This window comes from Infirmifilum tikiterense (assembly GCF_054696565.1).
Genome location: NZ_CP182482.1, coordinates 288,116 through 313,462, shown reverse-complemented (window position 1 = coordinate 313,462; position 25,347 = coordinate 288,116). Strand labels below are relative to the sequence as shown.

Here is a 25,347-nt window from a genome sequence, read left to right as displayed (position 1 = left end):
CAAATAGGTGAAGTGTTCACATTTATCGGGTATAGTTTTTCAAAAATGAGAACTTCTCACCCCCGAGGGCTCGTGCTCCCCTTTCTTGGGCATCTTCACTCGCCCATCTGGCTCAGCGCCCTCTCCAGGAGCTCGTTCACCACTTCGTCGAAGCGCTTCCCCTGCCTCTTGGCGAGCCTCTCGACGCGCTCGATGATGTCTGCCCGCAGAGAGACGATGCGGTCCATGTAGTTCCTGCGCCCTGATCTCCTCGACGACCCTCCTCAGCTTGTTCTCATTGGTGAGGATTCGGGGCTCCTGCCTGATCCTCTGCGCCAGGATCCTAGACTCCGCGATCGAGAGACCCTTGGCAAGCTCGTCCAGCCTCTTTATGGCATCTTTCTCGTTCTTGACGAGGCCCCTCATCGCCAGCCTCCTCACAGTCAGCCTCAGCACCGCCTTGGCGGTTTTGGAGGACTCGGGCCTCCCCTCCCTAGGCGGCCTGCCCGGCTTCACGCTCGTGGGCATGGGCTGCCTCAGGGCCCTGTAGACGTGGAGGATGTGGTCTAGCTCAAGGGCGGCGAGCTGCAGGCGCCTCTGAACCTCATCCCTGCTCAGCCCAAACCTCTCCTCGAGCAGCGTAACTACCTCCCCGATCTCGTCGCGGCCCATGCTGCCCCTCCTGATGTTCTCGCTCAGCGAGAGCAGCAAGGCCTCGCGCCTCGTCATCCTCCTGACTATAACGGGGACGCCGCTTGGGAAGAGCTTCTGGAACGCTTGAGGGTCCTCCTGGCTGAGCCTGCGCAGGGCCTCGAGCCTCAGCCTCCCGCAGACGACGTAGAGCTTCTCCCCGCCCTCCTCAGGAGGCGTCACCACTAGCGGTTGCAGGAGGCCGTTGAGCCTGATGTTCTCCTTGAGCTTCTCCACCTCCTCCTCCGGCACTATTCGCCGGGCGTTGTACTCCTCGCTGAACTCCAGCCTCTCCAGGGGAACGTAGGCGACCTCGACGCTCACACTTTCTTGGCCCCGCGCTATCTTAAAAAATTGATTTATCTTGGTGCCGATTATACACCCGGCGCGCTGGGCTAGGCGGGTGGCCTCTGTGAGCGGGGAGGGCGAGGGGAGTGGCGCTGAGGAGCTCTGGTTCATGGAGCGGAGGCACGTGCTCATCCTGCTCTACCTGTACAGGGTGGGGTACGCGATCAAGAGCGAGTTCATCCCCCTCCTCAGGTCTAGGAACACGTACTACATCGAGAGGGCCCTCATGGACCTCGAGGAGCACGGCCTCGTCGAGGAGAGGCTCGTGGGCAAGAAGTCGAGGATCTTCGGGCTCACCGAGAAGGGCCGCAGGGTGGCTGAGGTGCTCGACAAGCTCGCCAGGATGATAGCCGAGGAGGAGGGCAGGGGCGAGGCGACACCATAACGACGTTTTACTTTCGGGGTTTTAACGCGGAACCCCTTATTACCCCTTCACCGCCTTTTAAGCCCAGGCGCTAAGCATGAAGGGGGCTGTGAGAGCCTACACCTGCGCCGAGGGCGCCTGCGTCGAGTGGGAGAGCCTCAGGGGCGTGCTGGAGGAGGTGGAGCGCGCCGCAAGCCTCAGAGCCTCAAGAAGGCTAAAGCAAGCTCGGCGTGCCTCACGGAGACGGCGCCGGGCTGAGCGGCCTGCAGGGCGTAGCGCAGGGCACGCAATGCAAGCCTAGCGCTACCGCTGCCCCCGGGGTAGCTGACTCTTTTTGCTATGCAGTACAGAACATTGTCTGTCACCGGCAGGCTACCTTGAACCCTCGCGGCTCTCTAGGACGAGGTAGAGCTCCGCCCCGGGTAGGGCGGAAGCTCTATTATCAGTGGCGAGCCTCTCGGCGAGCTCCGCGACCCTCCTCGTCTCCTCCTGGGAGGTCTTGCCCGCGCCGAGCCCCCCTTGACGCCACGCAGCATCACCCGATACCTCTTGATATCGCCTGATATCAGGTGATATCAGCTGATTTCGCGTGATATCACCACATGATATCACTTGATATCTGCCGGTATCACCTGATGTCTGCTGATATCGCTCGATATCAGCCTGTGATACCTCTTGATCCCGCCTGATATCAGGCGATGCCTGCCCCCACCGCGCCTGAGGTGCAGCTTAGTGTGGCCTGCGATCCCCTTGGGGGTGCGGGTGGTGTAGCCGCAGTGCCTGTATATGTAGAGGATGCCGCGCTCCGCGCACCTGTAGATGGTGTGCGCTCATCTATCCTACATGAGGGTGCGCTAAACGATTTATTATAGTTTACCGAAACTGTTGGTGATAAGCCTCAGAGGCGGTGGCTCGACGAGTGCCAAAGCGCGGGAGCTACGCGCAAAGGCGAGGAGCCCAAGCGCCGCTCTGCGCGTCTAAGTGTGTCAGGCTTCGCGGCAAGTCTAGCAGCCGGCACGAGACCCCCAGCGCCGCTGCCCAGCCGGTAGCCCCCGCCTACCGAGCGCTGGGCTTTCTCGAGAGGAACCCTCGCAGAAACTGGGACGCTGAGCAGTTCCCCGCTAGGCTCTAGGCTCTCCGAGGGAGCGCTCACGCCGCCGCGCTCGGAAACGAGGCGCTCACCCCAGACCCGCGGGGCGCGTAGCATCACACAACGTGAGACCTCAATCTCCCACTCGCAGCGGTTGCCGCGATCAGTAGCTCACACAGTGATGTTCCGCGAAGCAAGCCGCTTCAAACGCCTCTCGGGCAGACGCGTCACACGCTGTGAGAGCCACGGGAACCTACCAGCCGCCCGGCCCCTGCGTGCCGGCGGAGGATTCACAGACTGTGAGACGCAGGGAACCTCAGGGCTGGCGCGCTCGTAGCCGAGCTGGACGTGGCGGGCGAAAGGCTTTTTTAGGAGGGGAAAGTGAAATAATTGAAATGTGACTTAGCCTTTCCCCTCTGACACAGATTATGAGGTCAACAGGTATCTCCAAGGTTTTTCGAAGCATCAGGGGGAAGAGAAATGCATGGAGTTAATTCGGTTAGAAACAGCTATATACTGTTTCAGAAATAGTTCAAATCAGAGCCACAGTTCATTGCCTCGCTTGAGCCGGGGAGGAGGGTGCTCGTGAGGCTGAGGGAGCTGAGCCGCAACTATTCCTCTCGCTGGCCCAGCTCTACGACTTGACGCTGGTTTACAGGAGCCCGCCGCAGTTCAGCTTCGACTCCTACAGGCTGGAGAGGCGCCGCGCCTCGTCTCGCTGCCGAGGGGCTGGGACGGGGTGCCGGCGATGCAGAAGTACTTCGACTACGACCAGGCCGTGGTGGAGGTCGAGGCCCCATTCGCCTCGAGCGGGAAGCCAGGGCTGGTGGTGTGGAGGGCTAGGCGCGAGGACTTATTGAAGCTCGCGTTCCCCACGAAGCACGCCCTCGTGAAGGGCTTCCTGAGGGAGTTCCAGACCGGCGCCGCTGAGGAGCGCTCCGTATTGGAGTGGCTGAGGGCCGCGGAGCTGGAGCTGGGCGACTACCTGAGGCTGCTGGACTACGGCTACCTGAGGAGGGCTCCGCACCCCGCCGGCGTGACGGTCTCCCTCACGGAGAAGGCGCTGTGGGTGCTGGCATTTGGCGAGGGCTAGGAGTGAGGAGAGCAGGCTGGCCTGGGCGCTAGTGAGGTGCGCCCTCTACGGCTACTGCAGCGATAAGCTGACCGAGGAGCACGGTGACCTCCTGGAGGCTTTAAGCGAGCTACAAGCATCTTTTCCAGATAAGCCAGCGGAGTGGTTCTACAGGGCCACGTACCGCCTCCTGGCGGGGAAGGTCGAAAGAGTGGGAAACGAGCACTGGCTCGTCAAGGGGCTAGCGGAGCTGGGCGACACCTACCCGTGGTACAACGTGTGGGTGAGCGATGGCAGGTACAGGTGCGACTGCGTCTTCCGCGCGTACGGCTACGTGCGCAGAGCGAGGATATGCTCGCACATCGCTACGGTGATGCTCTACAGGAGGCAGCTGAGGCTAAGAGCCTAGCTTACAAAGACAAATTTGTATAGCATTCGAGGCGCTACTTCTTAGAGCGTTCTTGAGCCGCGAGTACAGCTACGAGGATCTGGTAGATCGGGTCGCCAATAGGGTTGAAGAGGTATTCGAGGAAGGCAAAGATGCCGTCGTCCTCGCGGGGCCGGGCTCCTCCCGCCTAGAAGTCGCCGGGAGGGTTCCGGAGTCGAGGGTCGTGAGCTACAAGCTCTCAGGCCTTGAGAAGTTGCAAGGGGAGGGCCGCGCCGAGCTCCTGAGGTTTGAGGGCACAGAGCCGCTCGTAGGCGGCAAGACTCTCGCCGAGTACGTCGACAAGGAGGCTAGCCCAGCGAGGCTGATCGTGGTCCAGGAGAGCACCATAGAGGCAATCAGAGCCTACATCCTGCTGCGTGAGAGGCTCGGAAAGGGTAGCGTCGCCTTAGTCTTCACGCCCGGAGTCCACAAGGTGGAGTTTGAGAGGAGGGGCGTCGAGCAGCCCGGGGAGGCGGAGGTAGACTGCACCCCAGCGTTCAATGCTTTCAAAGTGATGCCTGAGGGCGGAAAAAGCGGGGTCTCGCTCAAGCTCCTCCAGCACCATGGGACAGGTGAGCGGGAGGAGCTGAGGAGGGGCGCCGAGGCCCTGAGAAGGCTGAGTCCCGGCAGCCTAGGCCTGCGTGGCGCGCTGGTAAATGCGGGCAAGAGGGCGCTTTCCTCGCTGGGCGAGAGGCTGGCCGAGGAGCTGTACGCCGCGGTGGGCGGTGCTGTGGTCGCTTCCGCGCTCGAAGCGCTAGCTTCGCCGCAGAACTCGCTCGCGGTCGTGGCCAAAGTGATTGGTTACAGCTTCCCCCAGGGCTCCTCCTCGAGATCGCTAGGGGGCTGGTTGGTGTAGTCAGGGGTGAGCCCGAGAAGGAGCACGTCAAGCAGTTGGCGGAGCTCGTCCAGGCAGCCATCATCGCGGCGGAGTTCGTGAGCGACGAGAGGCTCGAGGGGGTGGCGGACGAGGTTGCCAGCCAGTGGGGCCTAAGCCTCAGGGAGTTCCAGAACTTAGTGAGGAATCTTCGACTTTAAAAGTTGACTTCAACAAGAGCTCAGAGCCTTCACTCTCCGTTACTCTTAATAACGACAATGCCGTTGCTCTTCTCGAGCCTCAGGCGAACTTTCCCAACGGAGCACGCCACTCCGCCTGAGAGAGGTCCGCGTACGGCTGTCGCGTTTATCCGTACCAAGCACATGCTTGAAACTGGAACTCTAGAAACGATCGTGCCGTTCGCTATGCAGCCATCAAGGTAGTAGTCACCGTTCACAGTAGTTCCATTCGGTGAGTCTAATAGGAAACATATATCGCGGATGAGATCAGTGTTAGGGGATCGCCGAAAGCCATAGAAGTAGTAGAGATTAAGCCAATATGCAAAGACCAAACCCGCGACCAACAGGTGGAGTAGAGCCAGGACTGCTTCATCCACCTGGTATCACCAGCTTTAGCCCCCACTTGTCGGCCAGTACACACGGCCCAAGCCCCCTTACCGCCAAATCGCCGTTAACGTAGTCGTGCGGGCACAGAGGTTGGAGTGTAATGCTTATTTGTATCGTGTAGTTGTACATGGGCAACTTGAAATACTGGTAAGCGTTCACGGCGTATATTCTGAGTATGCGGCCTGTGAGCTCGTCTACACGGAGCCCTACGAGCTTGTAGGTGTAGTTCAATGCGAAGGTATCCTCACCGAGGCTGGTGCTCACCCTGGCAGCGCACAGGAGAGTCCCTCGTTCGTAGTTAGAAGAGTTCTCGATGACTGAAACCGTGTACGATTTTACCTTAACGTGTTTTGCGAGGGTTTGAGCCCGGGCGAAGAGTATGGCAGCTTTATCCGGACTCTTGCAGGCCTCACGCGCGGTAATCAAGAGTAGTGCATGAACGTCTTCGCCCTCGTAAACGACTCGGTAAGTTTCCTCCTGGTGTAAATTCAATATCAGCAAGCTCAGGACAGCTACGGCTATCAGAGCGGCAGTACCACGCCTACGCACGGCTACCCCCTCCAGGAGAAGGAGTAGGTTCGGAGCTCCTCACCGCACCAAACAGCTACGAACCCTGTGGCGGCATCAGGAAGGGGGGCTGTAGCATTAACTTCTCTAAGGTACTCGGCGACATCGCTACAGTTAGAGTGTAGCATAACGTATGCTGCTATCACGGCGGCATTCCTCGCGTTTTTAACCTGCGCGGAGAGCGGGTGCAGTATAAGTGTAGTAGTAGCCTTACTCAGCGTAAGGAGGACAATGACCGCAACCACGGCGGCTTGCACCTCCCTCATGGCTCGACCACCACGATGCTCGAGTGGTTGCGGCACACGGTGATGATGTTGCCGCGCTGCGTTCCGTTGAGGGTTATGGGCTTCGACGAGTAAACCGTTGTGCACGCTCCGGGGGGTAGCAAGCCCTGAACGTGCAGAACGTCGCTGTCTACTGAAGCATCTTGCGCAAATACCAGGACGCTAGCAAGTAATAGAACTTCGAAGATTGTTAGAAGAGCCTCCTCGACGCTTTTCAACACCTCTTCACCTCTATCAAAACCAGCTTTAAGACGATAGGCCCATCAAGCGAGAAGAAGGAGCCGCAGACCTCAATCCGTGGATTGTAAATGCGGGCTTCCCTTGTCAACTTCGTTAAGCACAGCCTATCAGTCCAACCGCGCTCAGTTGCGTTAAATATAATCAGGGTGGCGTTTTCGGCGCGGAAGACCGGGTTGAATGAGAGCAGGCATTCATCATTCTTCCTCCTGAGGCTAATCCATGTAGAGTTCAAAGGGGTTGCTGCGCAATTCGGGATCACGAGCTCAGGGCCTTCAAAAGTCAACAGTTGAAGGCCGTTGATGACGACGCGGCACTGTGTGCTGTTTAAATAGATTTGTGAGTTGAAGTCGATGAAATCGGATTGCGTTAGCGTCACGAGGCTGAACGAGTTAAGGTGCGCAATGGGTCTTGCTGATTGAAGGTGCACGTAAATAGAGGCAAGGACAGAGGCAGAAATGGTTACGAGTATCGCGATCTTCAAAACATCGCTCATAACCGCTCCCACCACGGAAAAACGATCACCCGCCTTGTAGGAGCAGGAACGTAGACCACCTCCAGAAAGTGCCCGCTTGTGTCAGGGTATGGTACTTCGGCTACATAGGGGTAAGGCACGCACACCTGCCACACTGCCTGGTTGCTGGCGTTCACGAGCTTTATGCAGAGGTTCCCCATATTCGGTGTCTCATTCACCGCGATCAATTCTTGCCTCAGCGTAGCATTCGCTCCTAGAACTCGAGGCTCCGAGGCTGTTAAGACAAGCCCACTGCTTCCGTTGTGGAAACTCAGCTCAACTACGACAGGTAGTAAGAGAAGTTTTGGCTTTTCTCCCGGAATCTCTAGACGCCCACCCCACGATGGTGCAAGCTCAATTGACCTAGGAGTAGTCACGCCTTGAAGCTCCTCATACCTCACCTCCAGCACGCCTGTGCTCGCTGTAGCGGAAGACAATTCTTTCCCGTCAATTATTGCTGTGACGTTGTAGTTTTTCCAGGAGGGATACGCGTTGAAATGTATCCTTACTGCGTCCCAGCCGTAATCGATCTCTGTGACTTCTATTCGGGGTGCTACGACCCTGTAGATGTAAATTGAGCTGTTTACTTTGAGGTAGATTGTCGAATTCGGAGTCTCTGGGGCGGTAAGCGAGAACAGGTAAAATGTCTGGTTGCCGATCAGAACGATAGGCAAGGTAGTCGCTGGGAGCCTGCTGGCCTTCGTGGTTGTCCCGACTTTAGCGGGTTCTCCGAAGGTCGAAAGGACTTTTACCGTGGCGTTCATGCCCTTAACCGAGAAGATGCGCGTAGCGCTCGCATCCAGCAGGATCACTGTGGCGTTAGTCTCAACGGTATAGACCCCCGGCAATAGTGGGATGAAGTGCGTTGTATTGTATGGGAGAAAGTCCATGCCCGGTAGAAGCACTAGAGCCGCGTTGATGCCCCCACTCGGTGAGTAGACGGCCGTGAGTTGTGTGTTCGCAGTGAGGGTGCCCGTGACCGTTGTTCTGTACACTTTGCCCGACGGTGTGTCCCAGTAGGCGAAGTATAAGGTCTTTGTGGAGGAGTTGCTCAGCGTCACGGATGCGGTGACGTAGGTGGAGTACCCGTAGCCGATCGTCAGCCTCAGCCTCTCATTGCTCAGCCGAGCGTTCGCTACGGTGAACGAGCCCGACCCGCCGTAGACGGGGCCCGAGTAGTAGAGGTTCCTGCAGGAGCCGCCCTGCGTGCAGGCGTCCAGCCAGACCCTGACGGCGCCTCCCTGATAGGTTATGCTCCAGGAGCCAGAGACGTTGAACTTCCCTGTGTAGTAGTCGCTAGAGTAGTACACCGCTGAGTAGGCATCAGCGTACTTGTTGCTGACGCTTATCGCCGCCCTGCTCGTAGTTAGCACCAAGGTTAGGGTCTGCGGCAAGCTCTCAGAGTAGCTCGTCCCAGAATTAGCAGTAGCACTCTTCGACGCCTGCAGGTATGTGCCAGAGAACGTCAGAGAACCCGAAACAGGGCTACCGGAGACCTGCAGGCTACCGCTCACGCTCGTGCTTTGAGGCAGGGTGAAGTTCACTACCTTAGCCGCGACGGTCAAAGTGTAGGTTACTGGAGAAGGCGAGGATGACCCCGATACAGCTGCACCTAGATTGTTTGACGCGTAAGCTCTTCCATAATAGACTGTCAGCTTCAACGTCGTCTGCTGGCTTGGAGCTAAGACGAAGTAAGTGTAGCCCGGATCCACAACAAACCCGCGAGCATTATGTCCCCGATACAAAGGCGGGTAATATCCCGTCACAGTAATCGACTCACTATAAGAGAACGAATCAGTCCTAAGATCCTTGCAACCACTCGACGAGCACTCTCTAAAGGTGAGACTTCTCGACACAGAATAGCTATAATCCGCACGCCCCGAGCCCGAGCCACTACTTGGATTGTATATTACTACCGACGCCACCATCCAATACTCGACTGTCATAGACTGAGCGTTCACCCTCAAAGAACCCCCGTTGTTACAACTAGGATTGTCAGTAGCACCACTCCCAGTTCTGTCCTCAATCCATTGGGTCTGCGTACCGATCACCGTATGCCAAGTCCCGTCCGTAGGAAATGGCGAAGGACCGGTATAGCAACTAGGGAGTGGATCCGAAAAAACGATCACGGAGATGCTCGCGAGCAAAAACAGCCAAAAAACCGTCACAAGCCTAGTACTCCACTTCAACCTGTATCACCACCTCCTCAGATAGAGTTATCATCAGCCAGTAGGGCTTTGCCACCTCAGATAGCTTCGTGCCCGGACCTATCCTATCTACCCGCGTGCAACAAGGTCCATAGTACTCGCCAGGAGGGTTCATGCTCTCCAAATCATTCGGATCTATCTTCGCTCTCTCGAAAACAAGAAGAGCAGAGCCCTCCGCCGGAAGCCCAAACCCCCTTGCTAGAAAGACGTTGTCGTTCCTGACAACCACGTATATCTCCTGCGACAAGACCGAGCCCATGAAAGGTCTAGCCTTAGCCTTGAGAACCCTCACCGTGACCCGAGTCCAGTTCGTCGGGATCTGCAAGTAGAAGACAGCATCCTCTCCCCAAAAGCGCCACGTCGCGTTGCCCAAGTACTCGCAGTTCCCGATGAACGGCACGATCATATCCTTCTCCCCTGAAAACACCTTAGCCGGGACTAGCCTGCCGTTGACGTAAACCTCGCCCTCGATCACCCTGTGCTCCCGCGGCAGGAGGAGGGCGTTGAGCCTCAGCACCCCTCCCCTCACAGCCCTGTAGACCATGTACCTCCCAAAGGGGTACGCGCCTGTAGGAGTCGTCCAGTTCACGGGGCAGATTAGGTGCGTGTCGTTGAAGCTGAAGCAGCCCCTGTCATCGCCTCCGTGAGCCTCGGCAACGATGGTCGAGTTGGGGGGAACCCTCAGCTCGAAGTCCCCGCTGTGAAGCGAGCCGTTCACGCTCACCGGAACAACGATGTTCCTGAACTCCAGCACGTAGAGCGTTGCGCCCTCGGTGCTGACCACCGCGTCCTCGGAGAAGGTCAGCGTTGTGTTCAGCGGGAACTCCTCCGTAGCATTGCTCCTCACCACCCTGATCTTATCGGAGCAGAGAACCGTGTGGTTGCCGGCGTCGGTGCATGCTCTGACGAAGCTGAGCGTAGAGTTAAACTTCACCCTGAAGATGGTCTCGCTATTTATGACAGAGTGGTTTACCAGCAGCGGGTAATTAGCTTTGATGGTGACACTTGCATAGGCTTTTCGGTAACGTAGAATCATCGTAGTGTTCCTGCCCACCTGAATTGCAACAGATGAGTTTACAGGATCATAGATCCCTGAAGGGAGTGGTTCGACAACAAGGGTAGTATTGCACTCGGTTTTCAATGTTACCGGGAGTTTGTACAAACTTCGGTTCACTACTACACTGGCATTCCCGATGTTAGCATACAGTGTCAGCTGGCACAAAACGCTTGAGGATTGATTTCGGGGAGTTATACTACCGCTAAGGCTTTCCGGAGAGCTCAAAGAAGGCTGCTTCGAATGTATCGTAGACAGTGTAATTAGCGCTGTAAGGAAAAATACCAGCGTGGCCGCAAATACGAGTAGTTTCTTCCTAATTTGCATCACTTACCGCACGCTCCCCGGGATATGAAACAGCTCCAATGGAAAACTCTCCTATCTCCGTCTTATAAACAAGGCCATTATGCCTCTGGGTGAGAAAACGTGAGCGAAGAAGTCGGTAGAAGCATCATGGTCATAATCACCCTAGCCGTCGTCTCTCTTATAGGCTACTTCATCTACTCCGTCGCCTCTGCGACCACGAGCCGGCCGGTTCTGGTTCAAGCAGGCGATGCTGTTCTCACCTCTACGGGTAACAGCTATACCGTTACTTTATGGCTCCAAAACGTTGGAACCTCGACGGCAGACCTCTCAAATGCTAACCTCACAATCACGACGTACAACCTAAGGGCGCCGTTAACCTGCAATCCTAGAACTGTTGCAGCAGGGACCACGAGCACATGCACCGCCACCTTCTCGACGACCGTTCAGATCACGAGTGCTGTAACAGGGTACATTGTAACCAACTACGGTGTGTACAAGGTTTCAATCGTAAGAGGATAAAAAGATGGCTGAGCTAGGTGAGCTCGAAGTCCTTTTTCTCCTCTCCTTCACGGAGGCTCCTCCAAGCTACGTCCTGGCATGGCTGGAAAGTAGAAGAATATCCTACAGGTTGTCTGACGAGACGAGAAGAGTCATCGCGGAGGACGAGAAAGCTGGATCAAGGGTAGGTATACGTACGTCGCTTGAGGCAACGATCAGAGAACTTGAGTTCAGGCTCGAGTCGTTTTCATCGCGTGTTGACACGCTCGGGGAGGTTTTCAACATCACACTCCTTGTGGCCCCGGTCATGCTATACTCAATAGGATTTTTTAGACCTGGGGTTGTCCAGGGAACCCTACCACTCCTCCTAGTCCTAAACGCTGTCCTCGTCGTACTCTATAGGGACCTGCACCCGAGAGTGTTGAGCTTACCCAGGAGCTTGAAACTGGCAACAGCTCCATTACTCATAAGCGTAGCGTCAGTGGCGGTACTATTGTATAGAGGCGTTGAAACCGCGCTGACAGTGCAGGCTATCTCGTGCCTACCGCTGGCTATCCTAGCTGCTAGGGTGTTGAAAACAGTAGAGAATGAACTTAAAGAAAACAGGGAGATACTCGTTCGTTCGTTGCAGTCCCCAGGGCACGTTTTTCGGGCAGTTTCACCCGAAGCTCTTCTGGCAGAGACGGCTTTGGGCTTAAGCCGAAGCATTAGGCTAACGGTCTACTTCTCTTCTGTGTGGGGTATCGAAGACCCCAGCCTTTTGCTATTAACTTACGAGAAAATTCATCGTTTTCACGGAAACTTGGTCAGGAAAGGTTTCACAAGTGCGGTGCTTAGCCTCGTAACTTTGTTCCTTCTAGGCTTCGCCTCAGCGGTAGTTAAGAGCATCTTCAATAGACTACCGCTGGAGAGCGTTGTTCAGTGGGTGCCCGTGGAGGATCCACATGGAGTTCAGTTTTCGATAGACATATACTTGCTGGCCTCAGTCGCCGTGTACTCAGTAGGGCTAAGCGTCTTATCAACCGGATCGCCGGCTTTCACCGCTCTCTGGTTGCCAATAGCCTCACTGGCAATAACTTTAGGTAGCTTTTTTGGGGGCGCCTTGCTCGGTGGGGGGAATGTCTAAGGCCATCTACGCGCTTATACTGCTTGTCGCGATTATGCTCTTGCTCATGGCTTTAAATCCTGTTCAGATGAGCTTATCCACAAAAAGTGTATACATCGCTGAGAATGGCAAGTTAATCATTATAAGCACATAGCTGTCACATCGAATAATTTTTCTCATAGCTGTAGAGTAAACAATTTATATTTCAGCTAGCTTCAGTATGAGAGCCCGGAAGATGGTCAAAGGATACATACTGGTATCCACGAAGCCAGGTAAGGAGTACGAGGTTGCGAGTGAGATAATGAAAATACCCTTTGTTAGCGACGTCGATGTGACCTACGGGTTGTGGGATATAGTCGTTAGGGTTGAAGCTCCATCGCTTTCGGACTTAGACAAAATTATCTCCAATATCAGGACCCTAAAATTCATCGAACAAACAGCAACCCTTATCTCTCAGGAGATGAGCTAGTGACAGGGCTCTAGTACCAAGAGATAAGTTCTCCGGGATAATTTTACCCCGAGATAAATTACTCTAGGGGTGAATCCAATGCCCTAAATTATCCACTCTCCCTTGTTTATCTTCTCTGGGATGTAGGAGTCAGAGAGAAATCTGAACCCGTGACCGCTGAGAGCCTCTATCTCAACCTTTTGCCCCTTTTCTATGAAGAGATTGAGCTCCTCGAGCCACCTCTTTGACTCCTTAAACCACGGGTAGTTTAAGAGTTCTTTTGCGCGTTTAATGTCCCTCTCAGTAGCCTTGATTATGAAGTTTCTAGGTATTTTGTATTTCTCGATATCTGTAATTGAAACACCCAGGAACCGGGCCTCGGGGGTGGCGAGGCGCTCGCTCTCGTAGCTCAGGGTTATCGATCCGCTCCTGTACACGCTGTAGATGTAGAAACCGTAGCTGTCGCCATCAGTTAGCACGTACACTGGCAGGTCAAACTCCTCCCACAGCCTGCGAACCATTCTCCTCGTGCTTCTATCGGGCTGCCCTTTCCCCGTGATAAGTATGCAGTTATTCTTTTTCCAAAACTCGTCCTCGTTCAGTTGCTCGAAGATAGCGCCTTTCTCGACCACTAGCACGTATTCCGCCTTGACCTCGAGTATTTCGAGGCTATCCACATTCGAAGGAATAGCGTAGGCACCGCTACCGAGCCTTGATAAGTCTATGATTTCTCCCTTACTTCTGATCTTCATGCGTCCGACGATTCTGCCTTTGGCATCGTGCATTAAGCCCATGTGCTCTCGAAGAAGCCCTGTAGCTACCTCTATATCCTGTATCACCGCGTTACTCTCACGCTGATCGTCCCAAGTGTTCTCCCCGAGAGGCCTCCCATTTTTATCCGTGAGTGTGTGCTTGCCACGATAGTAGAGGTCACGTATGGTTGGGTGAACACCCTCTCTTCGCGCCTCCAGAATGAGTTTAAGCATCAGGACGGTCTGCATGAACCTTTTCGACTCACCTACGTCAAAGAACTCCCTTCGGGCGGTCCTTGGGCCTAGCAGGAGCATTTTTTTCTTGCTGTCCCAAATGGTGTTAGCGAGGGTTCTCACGGGTATTTCGAGGTAGGGTGGCTGACCCCTCAGAATCTGGTCTGCCACGCGTTTTCCGAGCTCCTCGAGCTTTCGAATGACTTCCTCCTCTGAGGGGGCTTGAACTCCTCCCTTCCTACTCGACATATTGCTCCACCTTCTTCTTCCCTAGCTCCTTCAAAAGAATTTCCTCGAGCTTCCTTTCAAGTAAAGTAGGCTCTACTGAGGCAACTTCTGCGATTGCTGAGACGACTTCCGGCATATAGCGCCTAATCGTTGACTCTTTTTTCTGAATCTCATGAAGCTTCTCCATCCTCGTTATGTACGACCTCAGCTTCCTGGCAGCCTCCCTAATAGCTATCTCCAGCTCATGCTCTATCTCGGGAACGTCCGCTATGGCTTCTTTACCCACACCTTTAAAGGGTATTTTCGTAGAGCAAACGTGAGTAACTACTGCGAGCGGAGCCGGGAACTTTACTTTGTACACGCTCCAATCAATCTCGTCAACGACCTTTCTGGAAACGTCGACACCCTCGTCGTACAGCAGAGGCATTTTGTTTGCAAAACGCAGGATCATTGGTTGGTCCTGAGGCGGGATTTCCCCACCATAAGCAACTGCAACCTCGACTATGAACGGGTGTCCTCCGTAAGATGAGGGAGGTCTAGTTACAGCTTTAACGAAGCTCGGCTTCAGAGTGCTCCTAACTCCTTCCTTTAAAAGTTCCTCCCCTATCGGTGAGAGAGTAATGGGTCGAGGACGGCGCCAACCCTCGAACGAGCGCATTTTTGAAGCAAAGGCTTCGAGGTCCTGAAGCCTGAGCTCCTTTACCCTTAGGGAAGGATCGAAACCAGCCCACTGAAGGAACTCCTGCGCTATTTTCTCACCCACACCTTCAAAGCTTTTAACTAAGAACTCCCTCAAAGTGGTGTTCGGATCCTGGATGTTTTTTATGAGCTCCTTGAGAACTTCGACATCTACACCCTTCGGGTGGTACTGACCTATCTTCGGTGGCTCAGGAAGTTTTTTTGTGACCCTTTTGAAGACGACCTCCTCCTCAGGTGTCTTAAACCTTATAGTTGCATAGGGGGCTATGAGCGCGGTGCGCTTAATATATTCTTCAATGCGCTTCTTTGCCTGCACCCACGAGCCCTCAAGTGTGAGCCTCACGGAAGTTCCATGAACCTTAGGGTTGTCTTTCTTCCTTATTCTCATTCTGAGAATGTGCGGTATGTTTTTGTCAACATCTATGTATAGCAGGTACTCACCTATGAACTCAGAGTTCACTGGAGCACTCTTGACATAGATCGGCTGAGCCGTCGTCATCTGTGCGTAGAGCACGGCCATTTTTACTCCAAGTCCAAAAACACCCCTTGTTTGTCTCACTACGTACTTAGACCCGTAAAACACTCGGCCAAAAACATTCGGGATTTCATGTATTGGTATGCCTGTTCCGTTGTCTGTGACTTTTACCGTCACTCTTTCAGGGTTGTTGGGATCAAGGGAGATCTCAATTCTTATGTCAGGTAGAATACCGTGGGTCTCAGTGGCGTCCAGGGAGTTTTCAACAAGCTCACGTACAGTCTGGTATAGAGCCCGCGCTGGGTTGGAGAAACCTGCTATCTCCTTGTTTCTATGAAAGAACTGTGCTGGCGATAATCCACGATACTTCTCCAATTATCTTCCCCACTCGACTGAAAAGAAAGCCCAGATAAACCTGATTTCAAAAAGAATTAACTTCAAACCAGGAACTCTTTAGAAGTTTAAATGATTACACGAGGTCCATAAAGTTTTATTTTTCTTCTCTTAGCTTGAGAGATTCTGACTAGGCGCAGGCGGTACCCAATTGCTGCGATAAGTAGCAACGCTGCGGCGGGTATTACGAGCATACTACGGTTGGACTACGTAGCTTCCTAGAAATATGTATCGTTTATCAAGCCTCAAACGTGCAACTCCTCCGTAAACCAACTTTAGACGGGGGCTGAAGGCGATGAGGCAGGTAAAAACCTGGAAGAGGCTCGTTGATGAGTGGAGGGGATGGACTTGCTAAGCGCACGTTTAAGTAAGGTACTCTTGGCAAAAGTAAAGCTCGTGAAAAGCCATTAAGGTGCCCTGGGGCTTAGTATTGAAGGGGTAGATGTGCCGGATGCGAGTGTACTGAAGAGGATTTCCGCTAAGCTATATTGGGATCTGAAACTAAACAGCCCACTGGCTTACAAGCGCGGGGACTTAGCGGTGGCGCTCAGTCTAACGCCTCCAGGGGATGCGTGGCCGGTTGTCGGATACTTCTACAAACACGTTTGGGGGGTTATTGAAGACTACTTCTCCAAATCTGGGCATCGTGTCGACGAGGTTTTGCAGAAAAGAAAAGTGGTGCTGGCAAACAAGGTGATGTACCCTGATTATGGAGTTGAGCTTGCTCTAGACGCTCAGGTTATAGGCCACGTCGTCTACGACATACGTAGAGGCTTCTGGCGTTTCCGCCCCTTGTACATGACTGTCGCAAGGATGGTGGAAGAAGGGGTGGGTTTCTATGCTGTTACGAGGCTAGAAAAGCTAGCTAGGGGATTTGTGCTGAAGCAAAAACACCTTGAGAGATATGTACTGCCGAGGGGGGATGAGTACGTGGCTCTTGCAACGCGCGATTTAAGCTTGCTTGGAGTCGGAGTACCTCTGAGAAATGAAAGGATCTACGTTCTGAAAACGTGGAGTAGCAGACCCTACGGTATTCTCGAGAGGGATCCGGACTGGTGGGAGGTGACGAGGCTTCACGAAGAATATCTAGCTGAAAAGGAGATTGAGGCAGTATCCTTCCTGAGAGAGATTCACGAGAAGTACAGGCTCCCGGTAGTGGTGTCGTTTTCCGGCGGTAAGGACAGTCTCGTAACCCTCAACCTTGCGGTTAAAGCGTTTGGAAGCGAGAAAATCAAGGTTTTATTCAATGACACCGGGATAGAGTTTCCGGAAACTGTAGAATACGCGCATAGGATATGTGAACGCATGGGCGTGGAGCTTATTGTTGCGGATGCTGGCAATGCCTTCTGGCGCGGGGTCTCCGTAATGGGACCCCCCGCGCGAGACTTCAGGTGGTGTTGCAAGGTCACCAAGTTTGCTCCAACAGCCCGTGCTTTGAAAAACCTCTTTCCGAGCGGAGTACTGAGCCTAGTGGGCCAGAGGAAGTTTGAATCCATGCAACGCGCGCTTTCGCCTCGAGTCTGGAGGAACACGTGGTTGCCTAACGTTGTAGCCGCGTCTCCTATACAGGACTGGACTGCACTAGATGTATGGCTCTACATCTTTAGGGAGAGGTTGTTACCCAATCCACTTTACTACTACGGTTTAGACCGTCTCGGTTGCTGGCTTTGTCCTGCAACTGAAATGGGTGAATTTGAACTCGCGAAACGAGTCAACGAGTCACTTTACTCGACTTGGGAGAAAGTTCTACAAGAATACGCTAGCGAAAACTCGCTCGGCGACGACTGGGTACGCTACGGGCTCTGGAGGTGGGTACACCCGCCTAAAGACATACTTCGCGCTTTGAACCTACGTGAGACGCCTGTCAGGAGAGGTGCACGAGTAACGTGGAAACATTCTGGGAAAGTGATGATTTTTGAGGTGGACAAACCTCGGACAAAGCTCAGCGGAGATAGGTTCAGCAACTTACTCCATACGTCAAGAAAGGCAAGGTCGTCAGCGAAGAGGGTAGAGGTCGAGCGCAACAAACTAATTGTAGAGGTCAGCGAGGCCTCGCAAGATATTGAAGAAGAATTAGCCCGAGTTGTGATACGCGCCTTCTACTGCGTGGAATGCCTAGAGTGCGCTAACTGGTGCCCTACAAATGCCATATCATTGAACCCTAACGGAGGAATAACCGTTGACGAGGAAAGATGCTTGGGATGCGGCATATGTCAGAGGAAATGCCCCATTGCAGAGTACACGCTCAAGCTTCACGGGCGCTTTACGAGCGGCTGACCACATATTTGGCATTTACCGAATGTTTTCCTGGCACAGGTAGGGCAGTACGAAACACCGCACTTTTCGCAGAAGAAGTACTCGTCTCCTCTGTAGATCTTCTTCCCGCACCTGACACAGCGACCTAGGACAAGCGTCTTAGGTACGTACGCCATACCTATTGCACCCCTCAACCACTGTGGCTACACTATTTAAAAGTTGCCCCCATTAACCGACATTAAGGATTGCATTCCCCGAGATATTTATCTAAAGAATACCCAAAAATTAACCTCAGGCTAGAGATTCCCAAGGTGTATTCCTAGGACTTGTGACTGCGCAGGAAAATTGCGGTTATCACTAGTGTATCTCCACCGCACTTGGGGCACGTTTCAGCTTTTTCAAATAGCTTGTCACCGTTTTTGTACGAACGCTCAGTCTCAAATCCACATTTCTCACACTGAAGTAGCGTTATCAAGATCCTTTTCTCCGGCTTTGTGGACACGAGTTTGTAGAGAGACCAGCCCACGTACCCCTCAATCATCACTAGTAGGATGGATCCAGAGAGGTAAGCGTCGTACCCTGTCCTGAAGTACAGGTATAACAGTGCAACGAGCATCAAAAAGCCCCCGATTAAGAGTAGGACGTAAACTGGAATCCATCTTCTTTTGGCCTGGGAAACAGGGTCTAAGTTCATGGTACTCCCACCGTGTTTCCAACGCCTATGATTACTAAAGTAGAGCCTACAGGCTGTACTTTGATGAAGTCCTCTATTATACCCACAGCCTCTCTAACACCTTTGTATATCTCTTCGGTCATAACAGAGAGAGCCTCGGCCTCTGACATTTTTATGAGTACAGCGTAAAGAGGAATGCCATTCTTCGTCGCTAGTTCCTCAATAACGAAACGTTCAGCTCCGATACCCCCCATTGCAACTCCATAGCCGTAGGCAAGCATCCCAGATTCCTCGCCCTCGTACTTCAGAGCGGCGTCGACTGTTAGTATTTGCGATACTTTCTCCCGCTCCAGAAGCCACTGCAGTGCATCATCTAGTCTACCCACAGTGCCTCCGGGCCCTCTCGCCTTTATTACATAAACTCTCCTACCGTCAAGCTCTAAGTGGTAAACATGGGTGTCTTCAACAGGTTCAACGGGTTTACGGTCCCGTGTATACTTCCTAACAAGGTAGCTTGCCACAAGCGGTCCGGCCGAGTCGCCTATAGGTACGCTTCGCTCAAACGCCTCAAGGGCCCCCTCGATGGCCTTGACCTCTTCCATTACGAAAGGCATTTGAGCGCTGAGCTGCATAAGCAACCACAAACTCCTAAACTTCCTCGCAATAAGGTAGTAGTGGTTTAGGATCTTGTATATACTGTTTAGTGCCCTTGCAATCTCCACTATGTTAGACAAGTTTTGCACTTCAACGCGTGAAGCTTTAGGAGCTATCCGAGCTATTCGTTCCTCTAACCCTTTCTCGCCTGTCCGGACAATGTGCTTAATCTTCTTGACGATGCCGTATGGATCTATATCGACCGGAAGTATGATATACGTTTCTACAAGCTCGCTCACTTTGCTCGAAAGCAGCTTTTCATCTTGTACATCGCTGTACCGCTTGATCTGGCCCATCAGGAATCGCAGGGACTTATCCCTAGCGTTTCTGAATACAAGGAGGTAATTCTCTACCTCGCTGATCGCTCTGAGAATTTGCATCTCTTGAGTGAAGAACGAGAAGAAAGCGAGTATGATAAGCCAAAGTATCAAGCTGTAAGTGTCTCCGTCCATCTGTTACACCCAAGCTAGATGAGAGAGTACCCTTCCGCTTTAAAAATATATGTGGTTGCTCAAACCCTAACGATACTAAGCACAGGAGTTTTCTGCCCCTCTGCAACATTTACTACAGCGTTTGCAAGGAAGCGAAGGATAAAACCACTTGACCAATAAGGAGAAGTAATAGGCGTAGCCTCCGTTCCAGGCGCTGCGCTATCTTATTGCCTTGTCTCAAAATGATAGAGATTCAACCGATAGCCGAAAGCCCCCAACAAGGGTGGCCTCTAGAGTAGGACGACTCACAACTAAGCTACTGGACCTCTTGTTCAAGTGAAAGAGGTGACTCTGAACAGTTGCAGGCGTAGATACAGCTAGGCGGCGGTGAAAACAATTGTAATACAACTGTAAGGGTTTTTCGCTATAACGTATGGCGTTGTTTTCTATTTTATGTGCTCTCCACCTAGTACAGAGCGTAGATCGAGGATGCGCGGAGTAGTTTTAAGCGAGATAAACGATAGGAAACTTCTCGAGAAAATAGTGAAGAAAGAAGTCTACGATCACAACAACTCTAAGATAGGTGTCATCTGGAAAATCTACATCGCCAAAAAAACCAAGCAGCCATTGAAAGTTGTGATAAAACGCGTAAACGGAGAGTTTCTGGAGACAACGCCCGATAAGCTCAGAATCACGGGAAAGAAAATAGTTCTACTGGATCACTCTTACGAGGGGGCGATGGCCTCGCTAGAGAGACTCTGGGAGATAGCAGAGGAATTGAGGAAAATAAAGAACGACCTGTTAGTCTTAGGAGAACGCCACCTCGTGATGAAGGAAATCTCCTACGAAGAATATATGGAAGAGAGGAAGCGGCTCGAACGAAAAAGGCTCCTGTTAAAGCTGGAAGCGTACACTATTCTCGACACTCTTAGCTATCTCGTGCAACAAGAGGGAGTTCAGCTCACGCCAGATGATGAGAAGAAATTGTTCTACTCGCTAGACATACTAAAGAACAGTCTCCCGGTTATATCCGTTGAGAGGCTGAAAGAAGTGTTTAAATACAGAAACATTGAATGACGGCGTCATAATCGCAAGCTTTATAAAAATCAGCGAGATAAGTATCTAAACTGCCAGAACAGGTGTCTCTATGGCCGATCTCAAGATAGAGTTCTCCCAGAAATCGGAGGAACCTCACATCGATTATAAGCTACTTTTAAACGCGAGCTACTCCGAGATCAAAGAAACTGCTGAGAAATTACGCCCGCTCCTCATGCCTAAACCGGGCGTGGATTACAAGCTGTACCTTTCCTTCAAGCCGCAGCTTCGGGAAGGAGAGGAGCTGATCACGTACACTCAGTCCGTGTGTCCAGAGTGCAACTCTCTCTTAACTGCGGCGGTGTTTAAGAGAGACGGTAAGGTTTGGATCAGGAAGGTTTGCCCTGAGCACGGCGAGTTCGAGGAACTCTACTTTGGGGATGCCAAAGTATATGAAAGGTTTAGGAGTTTTCAGAGAGATGGAAGGGGGAACACCGTTACCCACGTCCCCCTTATGGCACTATGTCCGTACAACTGCGGGGTGTGCCCGAGGCACAAGTCCAATGCGGCTTTGATCAACATAGTTCTAACAAACAGGTGCGACTTGAGCTGCTTCTATTGCTTTTTCTATGCGTCTCGAGCAGGATACGTGTACGAGCCCACGCTTGAGCACATAAGGTACATGCTTCGGCAGGCAAGGTTGGCCGAGCCTGTAAAACCTCCTGCAATACAGTTAACAGGAGGTGAGCCGACGCTTCGCGACGACCTGATAGACATTATAAGAATGGCAAAAGAGGAGGGATTCACGCACATACAACTCAACACCAACGGCATTCGCCTGGCGTTTGACCCCGATCTAGCGGTGAAGGTCCGGAAGGCTGGCACAAACGTCGTGTACTTAAGCTTTGATGGCGTCTCGCCTTTCACCAACCCTAAAAACCACTGGGAGGTTCCATACGCCTTGGATAACCTCAGGAAAGCAGGGCTCGGTGCAGTACTTGTCCCAACGGTTATAAGAAGCTACAATCTGAGTGAGGTTGGAAAGATAATACAATTCGGATTAAGACACAATGACATCGTTAGAGGCGTAAACTTCCAGCCAGTTTCCATAGTCGGGCGCATGCCCAGAAAGGAGCGGGATAAGGAGCGGGTGACGATCCCGGATGTGCTCAAGGCGATAGAGGAGCAGACAAAGGGCCAGATAAGGGTTGAGGATTGGTATCCTGTACCGAGCGTTGTTCCCATTTCGAGGTTCGTGGAAGCGCTAACGGGTAAACCTCAGATCGCCTTCACAACGCACTTCGCATGCGGCGCCGCTACTTACGTTTGGCAGGATGACGGCGAAATAATACCGATAACCAGGTTTGTGAATGTAGACGAGTTCTTAGCTTTCCTTGATCAGAAGGCCGACGAGCTAGAAAAGGGCAGAAACAAGTACATTGTTATGCTTGAACTCGTGTGGAAACTGAGAAAGTTTGTCGACCTTGAAAAGGCGCCTAAACGTCTCAGGAAAGGCAACAAGCTCCTTAGGATTCTCTACGAGGTCTTCGTAAAGCACAATTACGAGAGCTTAGGTGAGTTCCACTACAACACGCTGTTCCTGGGCATGATGCACTTCCAGGATCTCTACAACCACGACGTGGCGAGAGTCATGAGGTGTGACATACACTACATAATGCCCGATGGGAGGCAAGTCCCGTTCTGCTCTTTTAACGTGATTTCCGACCTATACAGGGACAGGGCGCAGAAGGCCTTCTCGTACTCCATAAGCGACTGGGAGAAGATAAGCGGGAAATCGATCAGGGAGATGGGCTACAAGAGGAATATCAGGAAACTTATCGCCGGAGAGCCTTACAGGAGGCACTACCAGGGCATTATAGACGTAGACGCGATACCATATGAGCAGCACGTTCTGGCTTCAAAGAAGTTCGGCATACCGGTGATCGAAGACTGAGGCTCTCGGCTATGATGCTCAAGGCATTCGAGCTTGAGCTTCAGTCTCATGATCCTAAACCTCTTCACATTGAAGTGAAAAACCATCTTTTTGGGTTCGCGGAGAAAAAGCTTTTCTTGGTCGCACCCGAACGCGTCAGAGAGCTCGGAGAGGAGGACTTTATAGACTTTGACTCTACTATTGCTCCATTAATAGGCGTGTCTATTAACGATCTTGTGCATGGGGATTATGGGGTTAAAACACTCGAGTACAGTCTTACTCCTGGAAGCACTTATCTGCAGGTTGTTCAAGTTAGGGATAAACTGAGTGGAACGGCAAGCGTACTTTTTAAGGTTTTTCAAGCCACCGATGGTGGTTTAGATGAAAAATACTCAGAAAATCAATACGTGAAGAAACCTGTTCGCGAAAGACTTAGATTAATCGCAGAAGTTTTGGGGATCGACATATCGACATTGGAAGAAGAAACCGCAAAGCTCGGGATAAAGTTGGATTAATATAATTCGTTTTTTGTCGATTAAATAGTTTTTAGTAGAGTTAACTATATATAGTTTGCCCGCATAGAAACATCAAGCTTAAAAGTCAACCTGTGGTTCCTATGGAGAGTCGCATACGCGAGGAGAAGGAGAAACTTCTCGAGCATTTGGAGATTGTCGTGAGACAACTTATCTCCTCGACGAAGTCTTCTCAGATTTCAATAAAGCTTCGCACCCTTCTGCGCTATGCTTATGTCTCGTATGTGAAGAGGACATCAGACATCAACGTTATTAGAGGATTAGTACCCAGGGTTAGGCCACCGGCGTGGCTCACAAACCAGTATTACTACAGAGAGATTGAGGGAATGCTTCGAACAAAATTCAACGCAAGAATAGAGAACAGAAGACAGTTTAGGTACGTTGTTCTCTACAAAAGTAACCAAAAATAAGCCTTAGTTATTTACCTGGTTTTTACGGCTTTACCTCTCTTAGTTCTGCCCATCTCCCAACCAGGTAGCATTGCTCTACCTGCTCCCACAACTTCCCCCCTCTCGGATTTGACGCATACTTCGTCTCCTGGGAGAATCTCTCCATCCGATGCGACAACGTGTTTTGAGAAGAGGGTCCTGCCATCGGCAACAAACGTTGCGACGTCATCAGGTACTGTGACACACGGCAGAGATCCACCCTGTGCAAGCTCTATCACAGTTCGCCAGCCCTCCTTACTCAGTATAATGAACCCGTCACTTGCCCTTATAGTGGCGAAAAGCTTACCATCGATCAGAACCTGCTTTATCCGACCCGTTTTCCGAGACCTCACTACTGTAAGCCTGGCCTTAATGTCATCGAGCTTAATCTCAATGCCCAACTGATACCTCAAAATGCTCTCCAAGACCCGCAATTCGTAATCAGTAGCAAGACTCATCCGAGCACCCCACGCGCCCATCGCCTCTGCCTTACGTCTAGTTATTATGATTTTCCAGTGACCCGGTGTTTTTCACGCAGGGGGTGGTATTGGCTCAAAGCGAATTGACTGAACATTCCTACTGCTCGCTCACCATAGCGATGAGTTGTTCCGGCAAAAAGCTTAAGATGATCGGGTTATATCTTCCTGAAGAAGGGCCCGTGGCGTAGCTAGGAAGCGTGGCGGCCTGCGGAGCCGTAGGTCCCGGGTTCAAGTCCCGGCGGGCCCGCTTCTTCGGGTTTAGAAGAAAAATTTAAAAACGCAGGTGATGTGTATGTCTGTCGCTTATGTCACGCGTCTTAGCTCTACCTAAGTGCACGTCGTGCGGCAAGCCGATACCCCCGTTCGAGAAAGCAACCAGTTTTAGGTGTCCTCAGTGCGGGGAAGTTGTTATATGGCGGTGTGAAAGGTGCAGAAGGCAGGGAAACAGCTACGTGTGCCCGAAGTGCGGTTTTCGCGGTCCGTAGGTGATCGGATTGGCTAAGGTGGCTATTTTAGTCAGGATTCTTCCAGAAGATGCTGAAATCAAACCAGAGGATCTTTACCAAAGGATCTCTCAGAAACTTCCTGAAAAGTACCAGATTGCTCAGTACCAGTCAGAGCCTATAGCTTTTGGACTAGAAGCTCTGCGCATGGTCATACTTATGCCAGAGGACGTTGAGGGTGGAACTGAGGAGATAGAAAGCATTTTATCAGAAGTGCCCGGAGTGGGCCAAGTAGACGTTTTAAGCGTGAGCCGCATATCTTAAACAACCTTGTAGTTTTTACTTAGAGCCTGCTATTTATACTTCCTCTGAAGCACTTCAATCCACGGGTTATCTTTTATGAAGCTAGGAAGCTCGCCACTAGGTGAAGGATCCTCATCTTCGTGGAAAACTGGTCTATTGATGTTGTTGCGTAATGCCGGTGAGTAGTGAAGTAACTCTATTTTCTTCGAAAAACTCTCAAAGTTTTGGTTCAAGCGTTCAAGGCTGTCGATCAGCCTCCTCAGTAGGGGACTGTCGGTAACGTTTTCGGTTACCGGGAGTCTTTGAACACTTGGAGGAGCTCTTATACGCGTCTCGGAGGCCACGAGAATTTCCTCAAAAGCGCTGAGCACGGCTTCGCGAACGCTTTTTTCTAAAGCTTCCGTAATTTCTTCAAGGAGCTCTTTCTTGATCCTATCTACAATATCCTGAGATATTGCTGACTCCGCGACCTGCGTTTCCCGTGTCTGCACGGAAGGCTGCTGTAAAGCACCTCTGAGGTAGAAGGCGCTTGGGTCGAGACCGTGCTCGCGTGCGAGCTTGCGGTATTTGTAGAGAGCTTTATACACCGTCCTCTCCGAGACATCCAGTGCTGAGGCTATATCCTTTGCTGAGCCTCCGTGCCGGAGGAAGTACTCCACTACCCTACGCTCAGTATCTGTAAGCTCCGAAAGTATCTTCTCGACGTTGACGGTCATACGAACGTATTACCGCTCACGGGGGCGCTTATAACCCCTACTCTGTTTCACG

32 protein-coding genes and 1 tRNA gene are annotated in these 25,347 nt (G+C 52.2%); 16 read left to right on the top strand and 17 right to left on the bottom strand.

Going from position 1 to position 25,347, the window contains the following annotated elements:
* Nucleotides 1-39 precede the first annotated feature (39 nt).
* Nucleotides 40-993, bottom strand: coding sequence for a ParB/RepB/Spo0J family partition protein (locus ACNO7C_RS01790; protein WP_460025308.1), 954 nt, complete (start codon nucleotides 991-993; stop codon nucleotides 40-42).
* Nucleotides 994-1,081: 88 nt separating this feature from the next.
* On the opposite strand from ACNO7C_RS01790, the gene ACNO7C_RS01785 reads away from it, so the two are divergent.
* Nucleotides 1,082-1,402: a hypothetical protein gene (locus tag ACNO7C_RS01785; RefSeq protein ID WP_460025307.1), complete on the top strand. Its 321-nt coding sequence runs from the start codon at nucleotides 1,082-1,084 to the stop codon at nucleotides 1,400-1,402.
* 176 nt (nucleotides 1,403-1,578) lie between these two features.
* Here ACNO7C_RS01785 and ACNO7C_RS01780 read toward each other — a convergent pair whose 3' ends face one another.
* Nucleotides 1,579-1,746 carry a hypothetical protein gene (locus tag ACNO7C_RS01780; protein ID WP_460025306.1) on the bottom strand — a complete coding sequence of 56 codons (168 nt, stop codon included), beginning with the start codon at nucleotides 1,744-1,746 and terminating at the stop codon, nucleotides 1,579-1,581.
* Between the two features lie 7 nt (nucleotides 1,747-1,753).
* Nucleotides 1,754-1,993, bottom strand: coding sequence for a hypothetical protein (locus ACNO7C_RS01775; protein WP_460025305.1), 240 nt, complete (start codon nucleotides 1,991-1,993; stop codon nucleotides 1,754-1,756).
* A 1,226-nt stretch (nucleotides 1,994-3,219) separates the two neighbouring features.
* Between ACNO7C_RS01775 and ACNO7C_RS01770 the strand changes: the two genes are divergently transcribed.
* Genes ACNO7C_RS01770 through ACNO7C_RS01755 form a run of 4 tightly spaced genes read left to right on the top strand, consistent with a single transcriptional unit; the run spans nucleotide 3,220 to nucleotide 5,005 of the window.
* Nucleotides 3,220-3,564: a hypothetical protein gene (locus tag ACNO7C_RS01770; protein ID WP_460025304.1), complete on the top strand. Its 345-nt coding sequence runs from the start codon at nucleotides 3,220-3,222 to the stop codon at nucleotides 3,562-3,564.
* Nucleotides 3,551-3,952 (top strand): hypothetical protein, encoded by a 402-nt coding sequence (locus ACNO7C_RS01765; protein ID WP_460025303.1) that lies wholly within the window; start codon nucleotides 3,551-3,553, stop codon nucleotides 3,950-3,952. Before ACNO7C_RS01770 ends, ACNO7C_RS01765 begins: the two co-directional genes overlap by 14 nt.
* A gap of 52 nt (nucleotides 3,953-4,004) precedes the next feature.
* The gene (locus ACNO7C_RS01760) at nucleotides 4,005-4,826 is read left to right on the top strand and encodes a hypothetical protein (protein ID WP_460025302.1); all 822 of its coding nucleotides are present in this window, start codon (nucleotides 4,005-4,007) and stop codon (nucleotides 4,824-4,826) included.
* Between the two features lie 35 nt (nucleotides 4,827-4,861).
* Nucleotides 4,862-5,005 (top strand): hypothetical protein, encoded by a 144-nt coding sequence (locus ACNO7C_RS01755; RefSeq protein WP_460025301.1) that lies wholly within the window; start codon nucleotides 4,862-4,864, stop codon nucleotides 5,003-5,005.
* A 29-nt stretch (nucleotides 5,006-5,034) separates the two neighbouring features.
* Here ACNO7C_RS01755 and ACNO7C_RS01750 read toward each other — a convergent pair whose 3' ends face one another.
* The 7 genes from ACNO7C_RS01750 to ACNO7C_RS01720 all read right to left on the bottom strand — a co-directional run bounded on the left by ACNO7C_RS01750 (nucleotide 5,035) and on the right by ACNO7C_RS01720 (nucleotide 10,273).
* Entirely contained in the window at nucleotides 5,035-5,241 is a 207-nt protein-coding gene (locus ACNO7C_RS01750) for a hypothetical protein (protein WP_460025300.1), read from the bottom strand.
* 151 nt (nucleotides 5,242-5,392) lie between these two features.
* Nucleotides 5,393-5,959: a hypothetical protein gene (locus ACNO7C_RS01745; RefSeq protein ID WP_460025299.1), complete on the bottom strand. Its 567-nt coding sequence runs from the start codon at nucleotides 5,957-5,959 to the stop codon at nucleotides 5,393-5,395.
* 2 nt (nucleotides 5,960-5,961) lie between these two features.
* On the bottom strand, nucleotides 5,962-6,243 hold the full coding sequence (locus ACNO7C_RS01740) for a hypothetical protein (RefSeq protein WP_460025298.1): 282 nt from the start codon (nucleotides 6,241-6,243) through the stop codon (nucleotides 5,962-5,964).
* Nucleotides 6,240-6,482 carry a hypothetical protein gene (locus ACNO7C_RS01735; RefSeq protein WP_460025297.1) on the bottom strand — a complete coding sequence of 81 codons (243 nt, stop codon included), beginning with the start codon at nucleotides 6,480-6,482 and terminating at the stop codon, nucleotides 6,240-6,242. The genes ACNO7C_RS01740 and ACNO7C_RS01735 overlap by 4 nt, the downstream gene beginning before the upstream one ends.
* On the bottom strand, nucleotides 6,476-6,994 hold the full coding sequence (locus tag ACNO7C_RS01730) for a hypothetical protein (protein WP_460025296.1): 519 nt from the start codon (nucleotides 6,992-6,994) through the stop codon (nucleotides 6,476-6,478). The genes ACNO7C_RS01735 and ACNO7C_RS01730 overlap by 7 nt, the downstream gene beginning before the upstream one ends.
* Nucleotides 6,991-8,724, bottom strand: coding sequence for a hypothetical protein (locus ACNO7C_RS01725; protein ID WP_460025295.1), 1,734 nt, complete (start codon nucleotides 8,722-8,724; stop codon nucleotides 6,991-6,993). Before ACNO7C_RS01725 ends, ACNO7C_RS01730 begins: the two co-directional genes overlap by 4 nt.
* A gap of 460 nt (nucleotides 8,725-9,184) precedes the next feature.
* Nucleotides 9,185-10,273, bottom strand: coding sequence for a hypothetical protein (locus ACNO7C_RS01720; protein WP_460025294.1), 1,089 nt, complete (start codon nucleotides 10,271-10,273; stop codon nucleotides 9,185-9,187).
* Between the two features lie 426 nt (nucleotides 10,274-10,699).
* On the opposite strand from ACNO7C_RS01720, the gene ACNO7C_RS01715 reads away from it, so the two are divergent.
* The 3 genes from ACNO7C_RS01715 to ACNO7C_RS01705 all read left to right on the top strand — a co-directional run bounded on the left by ACNO7C_RS01715 (nucleotide 10,700) and on the right by ACNO7C_RS01705 (nucleotide 12,651).
* On the top strand, nucleotides 10,700-11,098 hold the full coding sequence (locus tag ACNO7C_RS01715) for a hypothetical protein (protein ID WP_318536467.1): 399 nt from the start codon (nucleotides 10,700-10,702) through the stop codon (nucleotides 11,096-11,098).
* 4 nt (nucleotides 11,099-11,102) lie between these two features.
* Nucleotides 11,103-12,203, top strand: a complete 1,101-nt coding sequence (locus ACNO7C_RS01710) for a hypothetical protein (RefSeq protein ID WP_460025293.1) — start codon at nucleotides 11,103-11,105, stop codon at nucleotides 12,201-12,203.
* Between the two features lie 214 nt (nucleotides 12,204-12,417).
* Nucleotides 12,418-12,651 carry an Lrp/AsnC ligand binding domain-containing protein gene (locus tag ACNO7C_RS01705; RefSeq protein WP_460025292.1) on the top strand — a complete coding sequence of 78 codons (234 nt, stop codon included), beginning with the start codon at nucleotides 12,418-12,420 and terminating at the stop codon, nucleotides 12,649-12,651.
* Between the two features lie 83 nt (nucleotides 12,652-12,734).
* Here the strand turns inward: ACNO7C_RS01705 and ACNO7C_RS01700 are convergent, their stop codons facing one another.
* Together ACNO7C_RS01700 and ACNO7C_RS01695 are read right to left on the bottom strand one after the other, a co-directional pair.
* The gene (locus ACNO7C_RS01700) at nucleotides 12,735-13,865 is read right to left on the bottom strand and encodes a DNA topoisomerase IV subunit A (protein WP_460025291.1); all 1,131 of its coding nucleotides are present in this window, start codon (nucleotides 13,863-13,865) and stop codon (nucleotides 12,735-12,737) included.
* Nucleotides 13,855-15,393: a DNA topoisomerase VI subunit B gene (locus ACNO7C_RS01695; protein WP_460025290.1), complete on the bottom strand. Its 1,539-nt coding sequence runs from the start codon at nucleotides 15,391-15,393 to the stop codon at nucleotides 13,855-13,857. The genes ACNO7C_RS01700 and ACNO7C_RS01695 overlap by 11 nt, the downstream gene beginning before the upstream one ends.
* Before the next feature lie 462 nt (nucleotides 15,394-15,855).
* Here ACNO7C_RS01695 and ACNO7C_RS01690 point away from each other — a divergent pair, with 462 nt between their 5' ends.
* The gene (locus tag ACNO7C_RS01690; protein ID WP_460025289.1) at nucleotides 15,856-17,688 is read left to right on the top strand and encodes a phosphoadenosine phosphosulfate reductase domain-containing protein; all 1,833 of its coding nucleotides are present in this window, start codon (nucleotides 15,856-15,858) and stop codon (nucleotides 17,686-17,688) included.
* On the opposite strand, the gene ACNO7C_RS01685 is transcribed toward ACNO7C_RS01690, so the two are convergent.
* The 3 genes from ACNO7C_RS01685 to ACNO7C_RS01675 all read right to left on the bottom strand — a co-directional run bounded on the left by ACNO7C_RS01685 (nucleotide 17,664) and on the right by ACNO7C_RS01675 (nucleotide 19,446).
* Nucleotides 17,664-17,843: a hypothetical protein gene (locus ACNO7C_RS01685; RefSeq protein WP_460025288.1), complete on the bottom strand. Its 180-nt coding sequence runs from the start codon at nucleotides 17,841-17,843 to the stop codon at nucleotides 17,664-17,666. The genes ACNO7C_RS01690 and ACNO7C_RS01685 overlap by 25 nt on opposite strands.
* 143 nt (nucleotides 17,844-17,986) lie before the next feature.
* Entirely contained in the window at nucleotides 17,987-18,361 is a 375-nt protein-coding gene (locus ACNO7C_RS01680; protein WP_460025287.1) for an FmdB family zinc ribbon protein, read from the bottom strand.
* Nucleotides 18,358-19,446, bottom strand: a complete 1,089-nt coding sequence (locus tag ACNO7C_RS01675; protein WP_460025286.1) for a DUF1512 family protein — start codon at nucleotides 19,444-19,446, stop codon at nucleotides 18,358-18,360. Before ACNO7C_RS01675 ends, ACNO7C_RS01680 begins: the two co-directional genes overlap by 4 nt.
* Before the next feature lie 468 nt (nucleotides 19,447-19,914).
* Between ACNO7C_RS01675 and ACNO7C_RS01670 the strand changes: the two genes are divergently transcribed.
* The 4 genes from ACNO7C_RS01670 to ACNO7C_RS01655 all read left to right on the top strand — a co-directional run bounded on the left by ACNO7C_RS01670 (nucleotide 19,915) and on the right by ACNO7C_RS01655 (nucleotide 23,336).
* A complete protein-coding gene (locus ACNO7C_RS01670) occupies nucleotides 19,915-20,502 on the top strand; it encodes a hypothetical protein (RefSeq protein ID WP_460025285.1) in 588 nt (195 codons plus the stop codon).
* Nucleotides 20,503-20,572: 70 nt separating this feature from the next.
* Nucleotides 20,573-22,414: a tetraether lipid synthase Tes gene (gene tes, locus ACNO7C_RS01665; protein WP_460025284.1), complete on the top strand. Its 1,842-nt coding sequence runs from the start codon at nucleotides 20,573-20,575 to the stop codon at nucleotides 22,412-22,414.
* A gap of 11 nt (nucleotides 22,415-22,425) precedes the next feature.
* A complete protein-coding gene (locus ACNO7C_RS01660; protein WP_460025283.1) occupies nucleotides 22,426-22,908 on the top strand; it encodes a hypothetical protein in 483 nt (160 codons plus the stop codon).
* Nucleotides 22,909-23,000: 92 nt separating this feature from the next.
* Nucleotides 23,001-23,336, top strand: coding sequence for a hypothetical protein (locus ACNO7C_RS01655; RefSeq protein WP_318536480.1), 336 nt, complete (start codon nucleotides 23,001-23,003; stop codon nucleotides 23,334-23,336).
* Between the two features lie 11 nt (nucleotides 23,337-23,347).
* On the opposite strand, the gene ACNO7C_RS01650 is transcribed toward ACNO7C_RS01655, so the two are convergent.
* Complete coding sequence (locus ACNO7C_RS01650; protein ID WP_460025282.1) at nucleotides 23,348-23,767, bottom strand: PUA domain-containing protein; 420 nt, start codon at nucleotides 23,765-23,767, stop codon at nucleotides 23,348-23,350.
* A 239-nt stretch (nucleotides 23,768-24,006) separates the two neighbouring features.
* Between ACNO7C_RS01650 and ACNO7C_RS01645 the strand changes: the two genes are divergently transcribed.
* From ACNO7C_RS01645 to ACNO7C_RS01635, 3 genes are all read left to right on the top strand, one after another.
* Nucleotides 24,007-24,080, top strand: a tRNA-Arg gene (locus tag ACNO7C_RS01645).
* Between the two features lie 58 nt (nucleotides 24,081-24,138).
* A complete protein-coding gene (locus ACNO7C_RS01640) occupies nucleotides 24,139-24,318 on the top strand; it encodes a zinc finger domain-containing protein (RefSeq protein ID WP_318536482.1) in 180 nt (59 codons plus the stop codon).
* On the top strand, nucleotides 24,319-24,600 hold the full coding sequence (locus tag ACNO7C_RS01635; RefSeq protein ID WP_460025281.1) for an elongation factor 1-beta: 282 nt from the start codon (nucleotides 24,319-24,321) through the stop codon (nucleotides 24,598-24,600).
* Nucleotides 24,601-24,629: 29 nt separating this feature from the next.
* On the opposite strand, the gene ACNO7C_RS01630 is transcribed toward ACNO7C_RS01635, so the two are convergent.
* The gene (locus ACNO7C_RS01630) at nucleotides 24,630-25,295 is read right to left on the bottom strand and encodes a sigma factor-like helix-turn-helix DNA-binding protein (RefSeq protein ID WP_460025280.1); all 666 of its coding nucleotides are present in this window, start codon (nucleotides 25,293-25,295) and stop codon (nucleotides 24,630-24,632) included.
* Between the last annotated feature and the right edge of the window lie 52 nt (nucleotides 25,296-25,347).

What these genes read in the sequence shown, in the direction of transcription:
- ACNO7C_RS01770 (WP_460025304.1), top strand. Translation starts at nt 3,220, where the DNA reads ATGCAGAAGTACTTCGACTACGACCAGGCCGTGGTGGAGGTCGAGGCC.
- ACNO7C_RS01740 (WP_460025298.1), bottom strand. Translation starts at nt 6,243, where the DNA reads ATGAGGGAGGTGCAAGCCGCCGTGGTTGCGGTCATTGTCCTCCTTACG.
- ACNO7C_RS01730 (WP_460025296.1), bottom strand. Translation starts at nt 6,994, where the DNA reads ATGAGCGATGTTTTGAAGATCGCGATACTCGTAACCATTTCTGCCTCT.
- ACNO7C_RS01710 (WP_460025293.1), top strand. Translation starts at nt 11,103, where the DNA reads ATGGCTGAGCTAGGTGAGCTCGAAGTCCTTTTTCTCCTCTCCTTCACG.
- ACNO7C_RS01705 (WP_460025292.1), top strand. Translation starts at nt 12,418, where the DNA reads ATGGTCAAAGGATACATACTGGTATCCACGAAGCCAGGTAAGGAGTAC.
- ACNO7C_RS01700 (WP_460025291.1), bottom strand. Translation starts at nt 13,865, where the DNA reads ATGTCGAGTAGGAAGGGAGGAGTTCAAGCCCCCTCAGAGGAGGAAGTC.
- ACNO7C_RS01685 (WP_460025288.1), bottom strand. Translation starts at nt 17,843, where the DNA reads ATGGCGTACGTACCTAAGACGCTTGTCCTAGGTCGCTGTGTCAGGTGC.
- ACNO7C_RS01680 (WP_460025287.1), bottom strand. Translation starts at nt 18,361, where the DNA reads ATGAACTTAGACCCTGTTTCCCAGGCCAAAAGAAGATGGATTCCAGTT.
- ACNO7C_RS01675 (WP_460025286.1), bottom strand. Translation starts at nt 19,446, where the DNA reads ATGGACGGAGACACTTACAGCTTGATACTTTGGCTTATCATACTCGCT.
- ACNO7C_RS01670 (WP_460025285.1), top strand. Translation starts at nt 19,915, where the DNA reads ATGCGCGGAGTAGTTTTAAGCGAGATAAACGATAGGAAACTTCTCGAG.
- tes (WP_460025284.1), top strand. Translation starts at nt 20,573, where the DNA reads ATGGCCGATCTCAAGATAGAGTTCTCCCAGAAATCGGAGGAACCTCAC.
- ACNO7C_RS01660 (WP_460025283.1), top strand. Translation starts at nt 22,426, where the DNA reads ATGATGCTCAAGGCATTCGAGCTTGAGCTTCAGTCTCATGATCCTAAA.
- ACNO7C_RS01640 (WP_318536482.1), top strand. Translation starts at nt 24,139, where the DNA reads ATGTCACGCGTCTTAGCTCTACCTAAGTGCACGTCGTGCGGCAAGCCG.
- ACNO7C_RS01630 (WP_460025280.1), bottom strand. Translation starts at nt 25,295, where the DNA reads ATGACCGTCAACGTCGAGAAGATACTTTCGGAGCTTACAGATACTGAG.